The sequence below is a fragment of the Micromonospora sp. WMMD723 genome, from assembly GCF_049863385.1.
GTDB classification, from domain to species: Bacteria; Actinomycetota; Actinomycetes; order Mycobacteriales; family Micromonosporaceae; genus Micromonospora; species Micromonospora wenchangensis.
Window position 1 is genome coordinate 682,577 of record NZ_JBMKNR010000001.1, and the last position, 15,203, is coordinate 697,779.

A 15,203-nucleotide genomic window follows, 5' to 3' on the forward strand; every position below is an offset into this window, starting at 1 on the left:
GCCCCCGCCGGGCGGCCGGCGGTCAGAACAGGGTCAGTTCGTCGCGCACGATGCCGCGCAGCCGGTCGTAGTCGACGACGACGCAGCGGATGCCCCGGTCGGTGGCGAGGACCCGGGCCTGCGGCTTGATCTCCTGGGCGGCGAAGACGCCGGTCACCGGGGCGAGCAGCGGGTCCCGGTTCATCAGTTCGAGGTAGCGGGTGAGCTGCTCGACGCCGTCGATCTCGCCGCGCCGCTTCACCTCGACGGCAACCGCGCCGGCGTTGGCGTCCCGGCAGAGCAGGTCGACCGGGCCGATCGCCGTCATGTACTCCCGCCGGACCAGGGTGAAGCCCTCCCCCAGCGTCTCCGGATTGGCGGCCAGCAGCTCCTGCAGGTGCGCCTCGACGCCGTCCTTGCGCAGCCCCGGGTCGATGCCCAGCTCGTACGAGGTGTCCTGGAAGACCTCCTCCAGGGTGATCCGCAGCTCCTCGCCGGCCTTGTTGACCACCCGCCACACGCCGGGGGCCTCCTCCAGCCGACAGGGCGGGCTCATCCAGTTCAACGGCTTGTACGCACGGTCGTCGGCGTGGATCGACACCGACCCGTCCGCCTTCACCATGAGCAGGCGGGTGGCCAGCGGCAGGTGCGCCGAGAGCCGTCCGACGTAGTCCACCGAGCACTTCGCAATCACCAGACGCACCCGACGAGGGTAGCCGAGGACCGGCCGGTCACCGTCGCGCGGCACTGGCGTGCCGGTGCCATGCTGAGATGGTGTTCGAAGTCCTCACCGGTACCGGGCTCGCCGCCTCGGCGGGCCTGAACGCCTACATTCCCCTGCTCACGATGGGCCTGCTCGCCCGCTACACCAGCCTGATCGACCTGCCCAGCGGCTGGCAGTGGCTGGGCAACGGCTGGGTGCTGGCGATCCTCGCGGCGTTGCTCGCGGTCGAGGTCGTCGCCGACAAGGTGCCCGTGGTCGACCATGTCAACGACGTCGTGCAGACGGTGGTCCGCCCCACCGCCGGTGGCCTCGCGTTCGGCGCCGGGTCGGGCTCGGAGACGGTGACGGTGAGCGACCCGGGCGGGTTCTTCTCGTCCCACCAGTGGGTGCCGGTGGCCGCCGGTGTCGCCATCGCGCTCGGGGTGCACCTGTTCAAGGCGGCGGCCCGACCGGTGGTCAACGCGACCACCGCGGGTTTCGGCGCACCGGTGGCCAGCACCGCCGAGGACGCGACGAGCGTGCTGATGTCCCTGGTGGCGATCATCCTGCCGGTACTGGTGCTGGCCTTCCTGCTGGGCATGGTGGCGTTCGTGGTCTGGTTCCTGCGCCGACGCCGGGAGCGCCGCCGGGACCGCGAGGCGGCCCGCGCCGCCGGCTACCGGGTCTGACCCACCGCCGCACACGCCGACGGCCGGCACCCCACGCGGGGTGCCGGCCGTCGTGTCGTACGGGGGTCAGCTGTTCCAGTGCTGGGCGACGAGGTCGGCGGCCTGCTGCTCCCACTGGGCGTAGTGGTCGGGGTACGCCGACACCTGCACCGTCTGGGCGGCCTTGGTCAGGGGCATGTCCTGCCAGCCGTCGACCTGCTTGAGGCCCCTGAGGAACGCCAGGGTCGCGTACTCGGGGTCGGTGATCTGCTCCACCGTGCCCCAACCACTGGACGGCCGCTGCTGGAACAGGCCCTGCGAGTCGTGGTCGTTGCGGTCACCGAGGTGGCCGAGGTTCTCCAGCTTCGACTCCTGCAGGCTGGTCGCGATGGACACGACGGCGGCCCGTTCGTCCATGCCGGCCTTCTTCGTCGCCGCGATGATCGCCTTGACGTTGCCGGTCTGCTCGTCGTTGAGGTCGATGCGGGACTGCTCGCCCTGCACACCGTGCGGGATCAGCTTGGCGGTGTCCACGGCGGGCTTGTCGGCCTGGACCACGGCAACGGTGTGGTCGGCAGCGGTCGACTCGGCGGTGCCGTGGTTCAACGGACCGGCGGCCAGACCACCGGCGACGGCCAGACCGGCGATACCGAGGACGCTCTTACGCAGAATGGTGGTCTTCATGGGGGATGCTCCTTCGAGGGGGTCGACGCCACCCGACCGGTCGGGGGACCGGGTCACCGGCGGAGCCGGTGGTGGGGGCGTAAGCACCACGACGAGGCGCTCACGAGGGGAGTTCTCAGGTCTCCGGCGGGCCCTGCCGCTCGCGCCGGAACCAGATGTAACGACCGGGGGGCCCGCGTCATTCCGGGGCGCTGCCCGCCTCCGGGCTGGCCGGGCGGGGTGCTGCTGCGGTCGTACAGAGGGTGTAACGACTGCGGGCCGGCCGGGATTCCGCCGTGGGGGTGCCGCCGGTCACGGGACGCCCCGCCCGGTCGACCCGGCTGCGGACACCGGTGACGACCCGACCGCACCGAACCGGACATCTGGCCGCATTCGTGCCGCACGGGCCCGCCGGACGGGGCCGCCTCACCGACGACCGGGTCCGCACCGCCCACCCGGACAGGCACAAACCCGCCGCCCCACCCGGCGCGCCCCTGCCCCGCCGCCCACCCGACCCAGCCCGCCCCACCCGGCCCGCCCCGCCCCACCCGGCCGGCCCGGCCCGGCCCACCCGGCCCGGCCCGCACGGCCCGGTGATCAAGAGGTTTGCGTCATCGAGAGCGCTCTCCTGGGCCGCAATTCTCTTGATCACCGGGGTGGGTGGGAGGGGTGCGGGCAGGAGGGTCACCGGGGCGGGAGGGTGAGCGGGGCGGAAAGGGGCGGGGGGTGAGGAACGGGTCGTTCGGGCGGGGTTGACGGTGGCGGCGGGCTTCCTACGGGGTGATCAGCAGTGGAACAGCCCGCGCCCCACCCAACCGACGCCTACCATTTGTGGCATATCTACCGAAAGTGAGGTTGTCATGACCGCAGCGATGGAAATGCCCCGGGTTCAGGAGTGCGCGGCCTCGTCCTGCGCCTACAACCACACCAACGACTGCCACGCGTTCGCCATCACCATCGGCAGCACCGACCACGCGCACTGCCACACCTTCGTGGAGCTGCCGGTACGCGGTGGCCTCGACCGGCTCATCGCCCAGGTCGGCGCGTGCAGCCGGGCCGACTGCCGGCACAACGCGGAGCTGGAGTGTCGCGCCCCGGCGATCACCGTCGGCCCCGACAACGACCTGGCCGACTGCATGACCTACCAGAGCCGCTGACCGACCAGAGCGCTGATACGACCAGAGCGCTGATTCGACCAGAGCGCTGACCGACCAGAGCCGCTGACCGACCGGCCAGCACGGGGCCGGGGCCACACGCCCCGGCCCCGCCGGACTCCCCCGACCCCGACCCGACCCCGGCCCCCACCCTGAGCCCGAGCCCGACGACCAGGCCCGGAACCGCCGGACGTCCCCGGTCCCGTCGGCGTCCCCGGTGTGCAGCACCTCACAGGCCCCCGCCGGGGACGAGCGGGACGCCTCGACGCGACCCGGCCGACACCGGCACACCCCGGGCCGCCGCGCCGGACGGCCTGGTCGCACACTGGACGGCATGGATGACGAGCTCGCGATCTCCGTACGGGGACTGCGCAAGGCGTACGGCGACAACGTCGCGGTGGCGGGGGTGGACCTCGACGTCCGCCGGGGCGAGGTGTTCGCCCTGCTCGGACCGAACGGCGCGGGCAAGACGACCACGGTGGAGATCCTGGAGGGCTACCGGCAGCGCGACGCCGGCCAGGTCAGCGTGCTCGGCACCGACCCCGGTCTTGTCCTCGGCTCCCGCCCGCGCGGCCAGCGGGCGGGCGCACCGGGCACCTCCCGGGGCCGGGCGGCCGACTGGCGGTCCCGGGTCGGCATCGTGCTCCAGGGCACCGGCGAGTTCGACGAGCTGACCGTCGCCGAGGTGGTCCGGCACTTCTCCGGGTTCTATCCCGAGGCGGACGACCCGGACAAGGTCGTCGAACGGGTCGGGCTGGGTGCCAAGGCCAACGCCCGCACGCACACCCTCTCCGGCGGGCAGAAGCGCCGGCTCGACGTGGCGCTGGGCATCATCGGCCGCCCCGAGCTGCTCTTCCTCGACGAGCCCACCACCGGTTTCGACCCGGAGGCGCGGCGCGAGTTCTGGGAGCTGATCCGCGACCTCGCCGCCGCCGGCACCACCATCGTGCTCACCACCCACTACCTGGACGAGGCCGAGTCGCTCGCCGACCGGGTCGGGGTGATCGCCGCCGGCCGGGTGATCGAGGTGGCCCCGCCGAACCTGCTCGGCAACCGCCAGAACGCCCTGGCGACGGTGTCCTGGCGTACCCCCGAGGGGACGTCGGAGACCGCGCAGAGCGCGACGCCGACGGCGCTGGTGGCGGAGTTGGCCGCGCGTTTCGGCGGCGAGGTGCCCGGTCTCACGGTGACCCGGCCGACCCTGGAAGACGTCTACCTGAGCATGATCGGACACTGATGACCACCACCACGAAGCCGGTGCCCCCGCCCGCCACCACCGGCCGCCGGCGGGTCGGGCCGGGCGCGCTCGCCCTGCGCCAGGGCCGGCTGGAGATCACCCAGTTCCTGCGCAGCCGGGAGTCCGTCGTGTTCACGATGGGCTTCCCGATCATCATGATCCTGATCTTCGCGTCGATCTTCGACGGGACGATCGGCGGCGGGGTGAAGTTCACCCAGTACTTCATCACCGGCATGATCGCGACCGGGCTGATGACGGTGAGCTTCCAGAACCTCGGCATCTGGATCCCGATCGAGCGGGACCGGGGCGTGCTGAAGCGCTACCGGGGCACCCCGATGCCGAAGTGGGTCTGGTTCGCCGGCAAGGTGATCATGGTGGTGGTGATCGGTGTCGCCGAGACCGCGCTGCTGCTGGCGGTCGCCGTGGCGCTGTTCGACCTCGACCTGCCGGCCACCGCCGCGAAGTGGTTCACCTTCGGCTGGGTCGCCGTGCTCGGGGTGACCGCCTGCACGCTGTGCGGGATCGCCATCTCGTCGCTGGCCCGCACCGCACGCAGCGGCTCCGCCGTGGTCACCCCGGTCTCCCTGGTGCTCCAGTTCATCTCCGGGGTGTTCTTCGTCTTCACCGACCTGCCAACCTGGATGCAGCAGGTGGCGGCGTTCTTCCCGCTCAAGTGGATGTGCCAGGGCCTGCGCGCGGTCTTCCTGCCGGAGAGTTTCGGCGCGCAGGAGCCCGGCGGCTCCTTCGAGCTGGGCCGGGTCGCCCTGGTCCTCGCCCTGTGGTGCCTGATCGGCCTGGCCCTCTGCCTGACCACCTTCCGCTGGACCACCAAGCGCGACGGCTGACCCGCCGGGTGTACTCGACGCGGTTGTGCCGATACTGCGGTGTCCGCTGACGGGGACACCGCAGTATCGGCGACGTTGCTGGCCGGGGCCGAGACCGGGGCGGCGCTCAGTACGAGTAGAAGCCCTGGCCGGTCTTGCGGCCCAGGTCACCGGCGGTGGCCATCCGCTGGAGCAGCTCCGGCGGGAAGAACTTCTCGTCGGCCGTGTCGGTGTAGATGTTCCGCGTGGCGTTCAGCAGGACGTCCACGCCGGTCAGGTCGACCGTGGCCAGCGGGCCCATCGCGTGACCGAAGCCGAGCTTGCAGGCGGTGTCCAGGTCCTCGGCCGACATCACCCCGGACTCGACCAGCTTGACCGCCTCCATCGCCAGCGCGCAGATCAGCCGGGTGGTGACGAAACCGGCGATGTCCCGGTTGACCACCACCACCGTCTTGCCGATCTCCTCGGCGAACGCCCTGGCGGTGGTCAGGGTCGCGTCGCTGGTCTTGTAGCCGCGCACCAGCTCGCACAGCTTCATCATCGGCACCGGGGAGAAGAAGTGGGTGCCGACGACCGACTCCGGGCGCTGCGTCGCGGTGGCGATCTGGGTCACCGGGATGGCCGACGTGTTGGTCGCCAGCACCGCGTCCGCCTTGCAGATCTTGTCCAGCGCGCGGAACACCTCGTGCTTGATCTCGATCTTCTCGAAGACCGCCTCGACCACGATGTCCGCGTCGGCCGCCGCCTCCAGCTCGGTGGTCGGGGTGATCCGGCCCAGCGTGGCCTCGACGTCGGACGCCTCGATCCTGCCCTTCTCGGCGAACTTCGTCAGCGACTTGCGGATGCCGTCCACGCCGCGCGTCGTGGCCGCGTCGTCGACGTCGCGCAGCGTCACCTGCCAGCCCGCCTGCGCCGCCACCTGGGCGATGCCGGAACCCATCAGTCCGGCCCCGACGACCGCGAGTCGACCCGCCATCTGCTTCTCCCTCGCCTAGAGATTGAGTTGTTTACCAGCACCCTAGTCGGCGAGCCTGAACGACCGCTAAGCCCCGGACGGTCGGACCGGCGACGGACGGCCGGGGGCGCGGACGGCGGGCGGGTCAGATGGTCAGCTCGGGGGCCTCCGGGGCGGTGCCCCGTTCCACCTCCACACCGAGCGCCCGCAGGTCGGCCACGAAGTCCGGGTAGCCCCGGTCCACGTGGTGCACGTGGGATACCTCGGTCGCGCCGTCCGCGCAGAGCCCCGCGATGATCAGCCCGGCACCGGCCCGGATGTCGGTGGCCCGGACCGGGGCGCCGGAGAGCCGGTCCCGGCCCCGGACCACGGCGTGGTGCCCGTCGGTCTTGATGTCGGCGCCGAGACGCACCATCTCGTTGGCGAACATGAACCGGCCGTCGAAGATGTTCTCGGTGATCAGTGACGCCCCCTCGCTGACCGCCGCCAGGCCGATCGCCATCGGCAGCAGGTCGGTGGCGAACCCCGGGTACGGCAGCGTCACCACGTCCACGGCGGCGGGGCGGTCGTCGGCGCGGACCCGGAAGGCGTCCCCCCGGGTCTCCACCAGCGCGCCGGCCGACACCAGCTTGTCCAGCGCGACCTCCAGGTAGGCCGGGTCGATCCCGGTGACCGTCACGTCCCCCCGGGTCATCGCCGCGCCGAACGCCCACGTCCCGGCGACGATCCGGTCCCCCACCGTGGCGTGCCGCACCGGGCGCAGCGCGGGCACCCCGGCGATGCGCAGCGTCGAGCTGCCGCAGCCGGAGATCCGGGCACCCATCCGGTTGAGCATCGTGCAGATGTCGACGATCTCCGGTTCCCGGGCCGCGTTGTCGATCGTCGTCACGCCCCGGGCCAGCACCGCCGCCATCACCAGGTTCTCGGTGGCGCCCACGCTGGGGAAGTCCAGCACGATCTCGGCACCCCGTAGCCCGTGCGGGGCGGCGGCGATGACGAAGCCGTGCTCACCGGAGACCTCCGCGCCCATCCGGGCCAGCCCGGCGATGTGCATGTCCAGGCCCCGGGAGCCGATCGCGTCCCCGCCCGGGTGGGCCACCCGCACGTACCCCCGGCGGGCCAGCAGCGGGCCCAACACGCAGATCGACGCCCGCAGCCGACGCACCAGGTCGTAGTCGGCGTCCGCGCCGGGCTGCTCGGGCACGTCGATGACGACCGACCGGGAGCGGGCCTGCCCGCCGTAGGCGACCATCGGGTCGACCGGGTCGTCCGCCGCGAAGTGCACCGCGCAGCCGAGCCGGCGCAGCACCTCGCCCATGATGGCGATGTCGGTGATCCGGGGCACGTTGGTGATCACCGTACGGCCCGGCGCCAGCAGCGCCGCCGCCATCAGCTTCAACGCCGAGTTCTTCGCCCCGACCACGTGCACCGTGCCGGCCAGCCGGGCGTCGCCGCCGACCCGGATGACGTCCACCGCGTCGACGGCCGGGTCACCCGGCCCCGCCTCCACCGGCCAACCGGCCGCGGTGGGCCGTGCCGGGATCGTCAGGTCCGGTATCCGTAGGCTGTGCGTCATGGCCGTCCACCTCACGCGCATCTACACCAAGGCCGGCGACGCCGGCATGACCAGGCTGAGCAACAACGAGCAGGTGCCGAAGACCGATCCCCGGATCGCCGCGTACGCGGATGTCGACGAGTGCAACGCCGCGCTCGGCGTGGCGCTCGCCCTGGGGCAGCTCGACGACGAGCTGCGGGCCGTGCTGGAGTCGATCCAGAACGACATGTTCGACGTCGGCGCCGACCTGGCCACCCCCGTCGAGCCGGACCCGGCGTACCCGCCGCTGCGGGTCACCGAGGAGTACGTCGAACGCCTCGAAGGCTGGTGCGACGAGTACAACGGGCGACTGGGCAAGCTCGACTCCTTCATCCTCCCCGGCGGCACCGCTGGCGCGGCGCTGCTGCACGTGGCACGGACGATCGCCCGGCGCGCCGAACGGGCGGCCTGGGCCCTGGTCGCCCACGATCCGGATCGCACCAGCTCCCTTCCGGCAAAGTATCTCAACCGCCTCTCCGACCTGCTGTTCATCCTGTCAAGAACGGCCAATCCGGGCGGCGATGTGCTATGGGTGCCGGGCGGCAAGCGCTGAGCACGGGCGGGCTGCACCACGTCGAGGTCTGGGTGCCCGACCTGGCCGCCGCGAAGCGGAGCTGGGGCTGGCTGCTCGGTGAACTGGGTTGGACGCCGCACCAGGACTGGCCGGCCGGCTGCTCCTGGCGGCACGGCCCGACGTACCTGGTCGTCGAGGAGTCCCCGGCACTGACCGGGCGGACCCACGACCGGCTCGCTCCGGGCCTCAACCATCTGGCCTTCCATGCCGGTCCGCCGCACGCGGTGGACCGGCTGGTGGCCGACGCCGGGGCCCACGGCTGGGCGCTGCTGTTCGCCGACCGCCACCCGCACGCCGGGGGCCCGGACAGCTACGCCGCCTACCTCACCGACCGGCAGGGTTACGAGGTAGAGCTGGTGGCCGCCGTCGCGGCACCGTGACCGCAGGCGGCCGGGTGACCGCAGGCGGTGCCAGGCCGGCGACCGGGCCGGGTCAGGCGGCTGGCCAGTCCTGGGAGGCCATACGCGGCGAGGCCGCCCCGGGCGGGGCGGCCTCGAGCCAGGAGGAGAAACCGGTCACCGTGGAGCGGGCCATGGCGATCTCGACCGGCGCGTGTTGACTGGTACAGCGGAGGATCACCCAGTCGGACGGCATGGAGAGCCGTTCCTGACCCTCGGGCAGCCGCCGCCGCTCCACCACCAGTTCCTTGCGGGAGAGCACCCGCTTGGGCCGCAGGGCGAAACTGAACATCCGGTACCAGCGGAGCTGGTCGCCGACGAACCGTGCGAAGCCCGGTGACCAGCCCCGGCCGTCCAGGACGGTGGTGACCCGGACGCTCAGCCGGATAATGCCGCCGCTACGGGTGACCAGGGCCCGCCGGACGAAGAGGATCAGGAGCGCGGCGAGGATCACCGCAATGCCGATTCCGATCCCTTCGACGATCTCCATCGGCGGGTGGGCTCAGCGGGCCGGAGTGGCCGGGGTGGCGCTCTCGGCGAGCACCGTGACGCTCTCGGCACCGACCGACAGGAACCCACCGGTGATGTCGTAGGCGACCTGCTGGCCGCCGGCCTGCTTGATCCGGACCTGGCTGGGCTCGGCGAGCTGGCCGAGCAGCGGCGCGTGCCCCGGCAGCACACCCAGCTCGCCTTCGGTCGTGCGGGCGACGACCATTTCGGCCTCGCCGGACCAGACCTTCTCCTCGACGGCTACGAGGTCGACGTGAAGCTGCTGTGCCACGCTGTCTCCTTGCTGCGGCGACGGATTGCCGAAAGTCTAGTCGGACCGTCGTCGCCGACCCAACGCGGGTGCCGAGACCTGCACCACCGTCCGGCGTGTCGGCTGGCCGCATGGTGGTGTTCGCACCCCGCAGAGGTCACTTGCCCTTGTTGCGGAACTCCGGGTGCTCCAGCATGAAGGCGTCCAACTGCTCGTTCTTCAACGCGGCGAAGAAGTCGTCGGCGGCGGGCAGCAGCCGCTCCCCGCGATAGCCGTTGCCGGTGCCGATCCCCTCCCCGGGCAGCTTGATCAGCTCGACGTTCTCCGAGCGGATGCCCTTGAGCGCGATGGCGAAGTCGACCACGCTGTTGCCCCGGCCGTTGAAGGTCAACGACTGGCCGGCGGCCCGGATCACCCGGTCCAGCTTGATCGGGTTGGTCACCACGTCGGCACTGAACGCCTGGCTGATCATCGCCTTGATGAACTGCTGCTGGTGCCGCTGCCGGCCGTAGTCGGCGTCCGGGACGCCGTTCTTCGGGTAGCGCTGCCGGACGTAGTCCAGCGCCTGCCAGCCGCTGAGGTGCTGGTTGCCCTTCTTGTAGACCGCCTGCGGCCCGATGTACCCCTCGCCGTACGGGTTGCCCTTGCGGTGCTTGCCGTTCGGCTCGCGGTGCTCGGAGCGGACCTCGCGCTCGATGTACATGTCGACGCCGCCCATCGCGTCGACGATCTTCTGGAAACCGGTGAAGTTGATGATCGCCCCGGCGTCGAACCGGGTGATCCCGGTCGCCTTCTGCACGGTCTTGGCGAGCAGTTCGAAGCCCTGCGCAGCGCTGGGGTTCTTGCCCTCGACGATGCTGCCGTGCGACATCGCACCGTTGATCTTGCCGGAGCCGCCCCGGTAGCCGGCCTTGTCGAACCTGGGGATGTCGACGTAGAGGTCACGCGGCACCGAGAAGATGTACGCCCGGTCCAGCGACTCGGGCACGTGCAGCACCATGATCGAATCGGCCAGCGGCGGGGTCTTGGCGTCCCGCGGGTCGATGCCCACCAGCAGGATGTTCAGCGGGCCCTTGACGTTGCTCTTGCGCTCCTGCGCCCCGGCCGCCTTGTCGCCGAACAGGTCGGCCTTGCCCACCGAACCCTCGTAGCGCGACAGCAGCGTCTCGTAGCCCACCAGGACCGCGCCGCTGAGCATCAGCAGCACGACCCCGAAGATGGTGCACGCGCGCGCCCAGCGGGGCACCCCGGACCAGATCGACCGTCTGCCGCCCTTGCCGGCCTTGCCAACCGTGCCGGCCCTACCGATCCCGCCGGCCTTGCCGTCCCTGCCGCCCTTGCCGGCCTTGCCCACCAGCAGCTCCATTCGTCGCGCACGGGGACTCGTCACGAGGATTCGTCACGCCCACGAAGAGGAGACGGGCGTACCCGGTCGAAAAGTTGCACCACATCGACGCCCGGATCCGAGAGTCGTTCTCGAAACGGTACCGCGCGCCCGCGGCGACCGCTCGCCCGGTAACCGGACACCGGCCCCCACCAGGCAGGAACCCCATCCGGGCAGGAACGGCCGAAGGCCACCCCGGGTGACCGGGGTGGCCTTCGCAGCACTACTGTCCGAGGGCTCAGCTGTCGGGAGGCTCGGCTGTCGGGAGGCTCAGCCCTCCGACATCAGCTCCTTCGCCTTGCGCTCCAGGTCCTCCAGACCGCCGCACATGAAGAAGGCCTGCTCGGGGAAGTGGTCGTACTCACCCTCGCTGATCTTCCGGAACGCGTCGATGGTCTCCTCGATCGGGACCGTCGAGCCCGGCACGCCGGTGAACTGCTCGGCGGCGTAGGTGTTCTGGGAGAGGAAACGCTCGATCCGGCGGGCCCGGCCGACGGTGAGCTTGTCCTCTTCCGAGAGCTCCTCGATACCGAGGATGGCGATGATGTCCTGGAGGTCCTTGTAGCGCTGGAGGATGCGCTTGACCTCGGTGGCCACCGCGAAGTGCGCCTCGCCGACGAACTCCGGGGCGAGGATCCGGGACGAGGACGCCAGCGGGTCCACGGCCGGGTAGATGCCCTTGTCGGAGATCGACCGCTCCAGGTTGGTGGTCGCGTCCAGGTGGGCGAAGGTGGTCGCCGGCGCCGGGTCGGTGTAGTCGTCGGCGGGCACGTAGATCGCCTGGAGCGAGGTGATGGCCTGCCCCCGGACGGAGGTGATCCGCTCCTGGAGTTCGCCCATCTCGTCGGCCAGGGTCGGCTGGTAACCCACCGCGCTCGGCATCCGGCCGAGCAGGGTGGAGACCTCGGAACCGGCCTGGGTGAAGCGGAAGATGTTGTCGATGAAGAGCAGCACCTCCTGCTTCTTGACGTCCCGGAAGTACTCGGCCATGGTCAGCGCCGACAGGGCTACCCGCAGCCGGGTGCCCGGCGGCTCGTCCATCTGGCCGTAGACCAGCGCGGTCTTGTCGATGACGCCGGACTCGGTCATCTCGGCGATGAGGTCGTTGCCCTCACGGGTGCGCTCCCCCACGCCGGCGAAGACCGACGTACCACCGAAGTTCCGGGCCACGCGGGTGATCATCTCCTGGATGAGCACCGTCTTGCCCACGCCCGCGCCGCCGAACAGGCCGATCTTGCCGCCCTTGACGTACGGGGCGAGCAGGTCGATGACCTTGATGCCGGTCTCCAGCATCTCGGTCTTCGGCTCCAGGTCCGCGAAGGCCGGAGCCTTGCGGTGGATGCCCCACCTGTCGTCCGCGTCGAGCGTCTCGCCCTCGGTGAGGTTGAGGCACTCGCCGATGGCGTTGAAGACGTGGCCCTTGACCGCGTCGCCCACCGGCACGGTGATCGGCGAGCCGGAGTCGGTCACCTCGGCGCCGCGGACCAGACCGTCGGTCGGCTGCATCGAGATGGCCCGGACCAGGTTGTCACCCAGGTGCTGGGCGACCTCCAGGGTGAGCGTCTTCGCGCCGCCGGAGAGGTTCACCTCCACGTGCAGGGCGTTGAACAGGGTCGGCATGGCGTCGCGCGGGAACTCGGCGTCGACGACCGGGCCGATGACCCGAACCACGCGACCGGTGGCCGTACTGGTCTCTGCCGGTCCCCCGGCAACTGCGGATACAGTCATCACACTTCACTTCCCGACGCGGCCAGCGCGTTCGCGCCGCCGACGATCTCACTGATCTCCTGGGTGATCCCGGCCTGGCGGGCCGAGTTCATCTCACGCGTGTACTTCTCGATCATCTCTTCGGCGTTGTCGGTGGCGCTCTTCATCGCCCGCCGCCGGGCCGCCGACTCGCTCGCCGCCGACTCCAGCAACGCCGCGTAGATCCGCGTGTTGATGTACTTCGGCAACAGCGCGTCGAGCAGCGACTCCGCCTCCGGCTCGAACTCGTACGCCGGCAGCAGCCCCTCGGAGCGCGGCCGGTCCTCGACCTGCATCGGACCGATGATCTTCGTGACCGGGTTCTGGGTCATCAGGCTGTGGAACTCGGTGTAGACGATGTGCAACTCGTCGATACCGAGCACGCCGTCCGGACCGGCGTCGCCGTCGGTGTCGTCGGCACCGGCGGTGAACGCCGCGATCAGCGTCTCGCCGACCTCACGGGCATCGGCGAAGGTGGGCTGCTCCGAGAAGCCGGTCCAGTTCGCCGCGATCTGCCGGTTGCGGAACCGGTAGAACGTCAGGCCCTTGCGTCCGATGACGTAGAGCACCGGCTCCTTGCCGTCCGCGGTGAGCCGGGCGATCAGCGACTCGGCGGTCCTGATCGCGTTGGAGCTGTACCCGCCGGCCAGGCCCCGGTCGGAGGTGACCAGCAGGACGCCCGCCCGCCGCACCCGCTCGCGCGGGGTGAGCAGCGGGTGGTCGATCCGGGCGTTCGAGGCCAGCGCGGTGAGCACGCCGGTGATCGCCTGGGCGTACGGCAGGGACGCCGTCACCCGGGCCTGGGCCTTGGCGATGCGGCTCGTCGCCACGAGCTCCATCGCCTTGGTGATCTTCTTCATCCCCTTCGCCGAACGGATCCGCTGGCGAAGAACGCGTACCTGGGCCGCCATGAGTCAGCCCTACTGATTCTCGGCGTCGCCGCCGGCGTAGCGGGTGACCGTCTCCCGGTCGGAGTCGCCCTCCAGCGGCTTGGCCGGCGCGTCGTTGACCCGGCGCTCGTCGTCCTTGCCGAGGAAGACCTGCTTGAACTCGCCGACGGCCGAGTCGAGCGAGGCGGCGATGTCGTCGCCCCACTTGCCGTCCGCGATCGAGGCCAGCACACCCTCGTGCTTGTGCCGCAGGTACTGGAGGAACTCCGACTCGAAGCGACGGACCTCGCCGACCGGGACGTCGTCGAGCTTGCCCTCGACGCCGGCCCAGACCGAGACGACCTGCTCCTGCACCGGGTACGGCGAGTAGTTCGGCTGCTTGAGCAGCTCGACCAGCCGGGAACCCCGGTTCAGCTGGGCCTGCGAGGCCTTGTCCAGGTCGGAGGCGAAGGCGGCGAACGCCTCCAGCTCACGGAACTGGGCCAGGTTGAGCCGCAGCGAGCCGGAGACCTTCTTCATCGGCTTCATCTGCGCGGCGCCACCGACCCGGGAGACCGAGGTACCGACGTTGATGGCCGGCCGGACGCCCTGGTTGAACAGGTCGGACTCCAGGAAGATCTGGCCGTCGGTGATGGAGATGACGTTGGTCGGGATGAAGGCCGAGATGTCGTTGGCCTTCGTCTCGATGATCGGCAGGCCGGTCATCGAGCCGCCACCCAGCTCGTCGGAGAGCTTCGCGCAGCGCTCCAGCAGACGGGAGTGCAGGTAGAAGACGTCACCCGGGTACGCCTCACGGCCCGGCGGGCGGCGCAGCAGCAGCGACACGGCCCGGTACGCCTCGGCCTGCTTGCTCAGGTCGTCGAAGACGATCAGGACGTGCTTGCCGCCGTACATCCAGTGCTGCCCGATGGACGAGCCGGTGTAGGGGGCGAGGTACTTGAAGCCGGCCGGGTCGGACGCCGGGGAGGCCACGATGGTGGTGTATTCCAGCGCGCCCGCGTCCTCCAGGATGCCCTTGATCGAGGCGATCGTGGAGGCCTTCTGACCGATGGCGACGTAGATGCAGCGGACCTGCTTCTTCGGGTCGCCGGAACGCCAGTTGTCCCGCTGGTTGAGGATGGTGTCCAGCGCGACGGTGGTCTTGCCGGTCTTCCGGTCGCCGATGATCAGCTGCCGCTGGCCCCGACCGATCGGGGTCATCGCGTCGATCGCCTTGATACCGGTCTGCAGCGGCTCGTCGACCGACTGCCGGGACATCACGTTGGGGGCCTGGAGCTCCAGCTCGCGGTAGCCCTCGTCGGCGATGTCGCCGAGGCCGTCGATCGGCTGGCCGAGCGCGTTGACCACGCGGCCGAGGAAGGCGTCGCCGACCGGTACGGAGAGCACCCGGCCGGTGCGCTTGACGCGCTGCCCCTCCTCCAGCTTGGCGGAGTCACCGAGAACGACGACACCGATCTCCCGCACGTCGAGGTTCAACGCCACGCCGAGCGTGCCGTCCTCGAACTCCAGGAGTTCGTTGGTCATGGTCGAGGGCAGGCCCTCGACGTGGGCGATGCCGTCACCGGTGTCGGCGACGGTGCCGACCTCCTCGCGGGAGACGTCGGTCGAGTAGGAGGAGACGTAGCGCTCCAGGGCGCCGCGGATCTCCTCCGTCGAGATGGTCAGCTCGGCCAT

General features: G+C 70.8%; 16 protein-coding genes. 6 read left to right on the forward strand and 10 right to left on the reverse strand.

What is annotated here, in order from left to right; all coding sequences use genetic code 11:
* Positions 1-22: 22 nt before the first annotated feature.
* Positions 23-682: an endonuclease NucS gene (gene nucS, locus ACN261_RS03090; protein WP_421483866.1), complete on the reverse strand. Its 660-nt coding sequence runs from the start codon at positions 680-682 to the stop codon at positions 23-25.
* Between the two features lie 71 nt (positions 683-753).
* Between nucS and ACN261_RS03095 the strand changes: the two genes are divergently transcribed.
* Positions 754-1,371, forward strand: a complete 618-nt coding sequence (locus ACN261_RS03095) for a DUF4126 domain-containing protein (RefSeq protein ID WP_145923013.1) — start codon at positions 754-756, stop codon at positions 1,369-1,371.
* A 66-nt stretch (positions 1,372-1,437) separates the two neighbouring features.
* On the opposite strand, the gene ACN261_RS03100 is transcribed toward ACN261_RS03095, so the two are convergent.
* Positions 1,438-2,034 (reverse strand): hypothetical protein, encoded by a 597-nt coding sequence (locus ACN261_RS03100; protein WP_425848310.1) that lies wholly within the window; start codon positions 2,032-2,034, stop codon positions 1,438-1,440.
* An 839-nt stretch (positions 2,035-2,873) separates the two neighbouring features.
* On the opposite strand from ACN261_RS03100, the gene ACN261_RS03105 reads away from it, so the two are divergent.
* From ACN261_RS03105 to ACN261_RS03115, 3 genes are all read left to right on the forward strand, one after another.
* Entirely contained in the window at positions 2,874-3,170 is a 297-nt protein-coding gene (locus ACN261_RS03105) for a DUF1540 domain-containing protein (protein WP_067312880.1), read from the forward strand.
* A 331-nt stretch (positions 3,171-3,501) separates the two neighbouring features.
* Complete coding sequence (locus ACN261_RS03110; RefSeq protein ID WP_425848312.1) at positions 3,502-4,404, forward strand: ABC transporter ATP-binding protein; 903 nt, start codon at positions 3,502-3,504, stop codon at positions 4,402-4,404.
* Entirely contained in the window at positions 4,404-5,249 is an 846-nt protein-coding gene (locus ACN261_RS03115; protein WP_421483869.1) for an ABC transporter permease, read from the forward strand. Before ACN261_RS03110 ends, ACN261_RS03115 begins: the two co-directional genes overlap by 1 nt.
* Positions 5,250-5,355: 106 nt before the next feature.
* On the opposite strand, the gene ACN261_RS03120 is transcribed toward ACN261_RS03115, so the two are convergent.
* Together ACN261_RS03120 and murA are read right to left on the reverse strand one after the other, a co-directional pair.
* Positions 5,356-6,204 carry a 3-hydroxyacyl-CoA dehydrogenase family protein gene (locus ACN261_RS03120; protein WP_421483870.1) on the reverse strand — a complete coding sequence of 283 codons (849 nt, stop codon included), beginning with the start codon at positions 6,202-6,204 and terminating at the stop codon, positions 5,356-5,358.
* A gap of 124 nt (positions 6,205-6,328) precedes the next feature.
* On the reverse strand, positions 6,329-7,759 hold the full coding sequence (gene murA / locus ACN261_RS03125) for a UDP-N-acetylglucosamine 1-carboxyvinyltransferase (RefSeq protein ID WP_421483871.1): 1,431 nt from the start codon (positions 7,757-7,759) through the stop codon (positions 6,329-6,331).
* On the opposite strand from murA, the gene ACN261_RS03130 reads away from it, so the two are divergent.
* Together ACN261_RS03130 and ACN261_RS03135 are read left to right on the forward strand one after the other, a co-directional pair.
* Complete coding sequence (locus ACN261_RS03130) at positions 7,758-8,330, forward strand: cob(I)yrinic acid a,c-diamide adenosyltransferase (protein WP_145921453.1); 573 nt, start codon at positions 7,758-7,760, stop codon at positions 8,328-8,330. The genes murA and ACN261_RS03130 overlap by 2 nt on opposite strands.
* Positions 8,306-8,731: a VOC family protein gene (locus tag ACN261_RS03135; RefSeq protein WP_421483872.1), complete on the forward strand. Its 426-nt coding sequence runs from the start codon at positions 8,306-8,308 to the stop codon at positions 8,729-8,731. Before ACN261_RS03130 ends, ACN261_RS03135 begins: the two co-directional genes overlap by 25 nt.
* Before the next feature lie 52 nt (positions 8,732-8,783).
* Here the strand turns inward: ACN261_RS03135 and ACN261_RS03140 are convergent, their stop codons facing one another.
* The 6 genes from ACN261_RS03140 to atpA all read right to left on the reverse strand — a co-directional run bounded on the left by ACN261_RS03140 (position 8,784) and on the right by atpA (position 15,203).
* Positions 8,784-9,239: a DUF2550 domain-containing protein gene (locus tag ACN261_RS03140; protein ID WP_088642779.1), complete on the reverse strand. Its 456-nt coding sequence runs from the start codon at positions 9,237-9,239 to the stop codon at positions 8,784-8,786.
* Positions 9,240-9,251: 12 nt separating this feature from the next.
* Entirely contained in the window at positions 9,252-9,530 is a 279-nt protein-coding gene (locus ACN261_RS03145; protein ID WP_067312863.1) for a F0F1 ATP synthase subunit epsilon, read from the reverse strand.
* Positions 9,531-9,666: 136 nt separating this feature from the next.
* Positions 9,667-10,899, reverse strand: a complete 1,233-nt coding sequence (locus ACN261_RS03150; RefSeq protein WP_421483873.1) for an LCP family protein — start codon at positions 10,897-10,899, stop codon at positions 9,667-9,669.
* A gap of 264 nt (positions 10,900-11,163) precedes the next feature.
* Complete coding sequence (atpD, locus tag ACN261_RS03155; protein WP_088642781.1) at positions 11,164-12,621, reverse strand: F0F1 ATP synthase subunit beta; 1,458 nt, start codon at positions 12,619-12,621, stop codon at positions 11,164-11,166.
* Positions 12,621-13,550, reverse strand: coding sequence for a F0F1 ATP synthase subunit gamma (locus ACN261_RS03160; protein ID WP_088642782.1), 930 nt, complete (start codon positions 13,548-13,550; stop codon positions 12,621-12,623). The genes atpD and ACN261_RS03160 overlap by 1 nt, the downstream gene beginning before the upstream one ends.
* 9 nt (positions 13,551-13,559) lie before the next feature.
* Complete coding sequence (gene atpA / locus ACN261_RS03165) at positions 13,560-15,203, reverse strand: F0F1 ATP synthase subunit alpha (RefSeq protein WP_421483874.1); 1,644 nt, start codon at positions 15,201-15,203, stop codon at positions 13,560-13,562.

What these genes read in the sequence shown, in the direction of transcription:
- atpA (WP_421483874.1), bottom strand. Translation starts at nt 15,203, where the DNA reads ATGGCCGAGCTGACCATCTCGACGGAGGAGATCCGCGGCGCCCTGGAG.
- ACN261_RS03135 (WP_421483872.1), top strand. Translation starts at nt 8,306, where the DNA reads ATGGGTGCCGGGCGGCAAGCGCTGAGCACGGGCGGGCTGCACCACGTC.
- ACN261_RS03160 (WP_088642782.1), bottom strand. Translation starts at nt 13,550, where the DNA reads ATGGCGGCCCAGGTACGCGTTCTTCGCCAGCGGATCCGTTCGGCGAAG.
- ACN261_RS03100 (WP_425848310.1), bottom strand. Translation starts at nt 2,034, where the DNA reads ATGAAGACCACCATTCTGCGTAAGAGCGTCCTCGGTATCGCCGGTCTG.
- ACN261_RS03130 (WP_145921453.1), top strand. Translation starts at nt 7,758, where the DNA reads ATGGCCGTCCACCTCACGCGCATCTACACCAAGGCCGGCGACGCCGGC.
- ACN261_RS03140 (WP_088642779.1), bottom strand. Translation starts at nt 9,239, where the DNA reads ATGGAGATCGTCGAAGGGATCGGAATCGGCATTGCGGTGATCCTCGCC.
- ACN261_RS03110 (WP_425848312.1), top strand. Translation starts at nt 3,502, where the DNA reads ATGGATGACGAGCTCGCGATCTCCGTACGGGGACTGCGCAAGGCGTAC.
- murA (WP_421483871.1), bottom strand. Translation starts at nt 7,759, where the DNA reads ATGACGCACAGCCTACGGATACCGGACCTGACGATCCCGGCACGGCCC.
- atpD (WP_088642781.1), bottom strand. Translation starts at nt 12,621, where the DNA reads ATGACTGTATCCGCAGTTGCCGGGGGACCGGCAGAGACCAGTACGGCC.
- ACN261_RS03105 (WP_067312880.1), top strand. Translation starts at nt 2,874, where the DNA reads ATGACCGCAGCGATGGAAATGCCCCGGGTTCAGGAGTGCGCGGCCTCG.
- ACN261_RS03120 (WP_421483870.1), bottom strand. Translation starts at nt 6,204, where the DNA reads ATGGCGGGTCGACTCGCGGTCGTCGGGGCCGGACTGATGGGTTCCGGC.
- ACN261_RS03115 (WP_421483869.1), top strand. Translation starts at nt 4,404, where the DNA reads ATGACCACCACCACGAAGCCGGTGCCCCCGCCCGCCACCACCGGCCGC.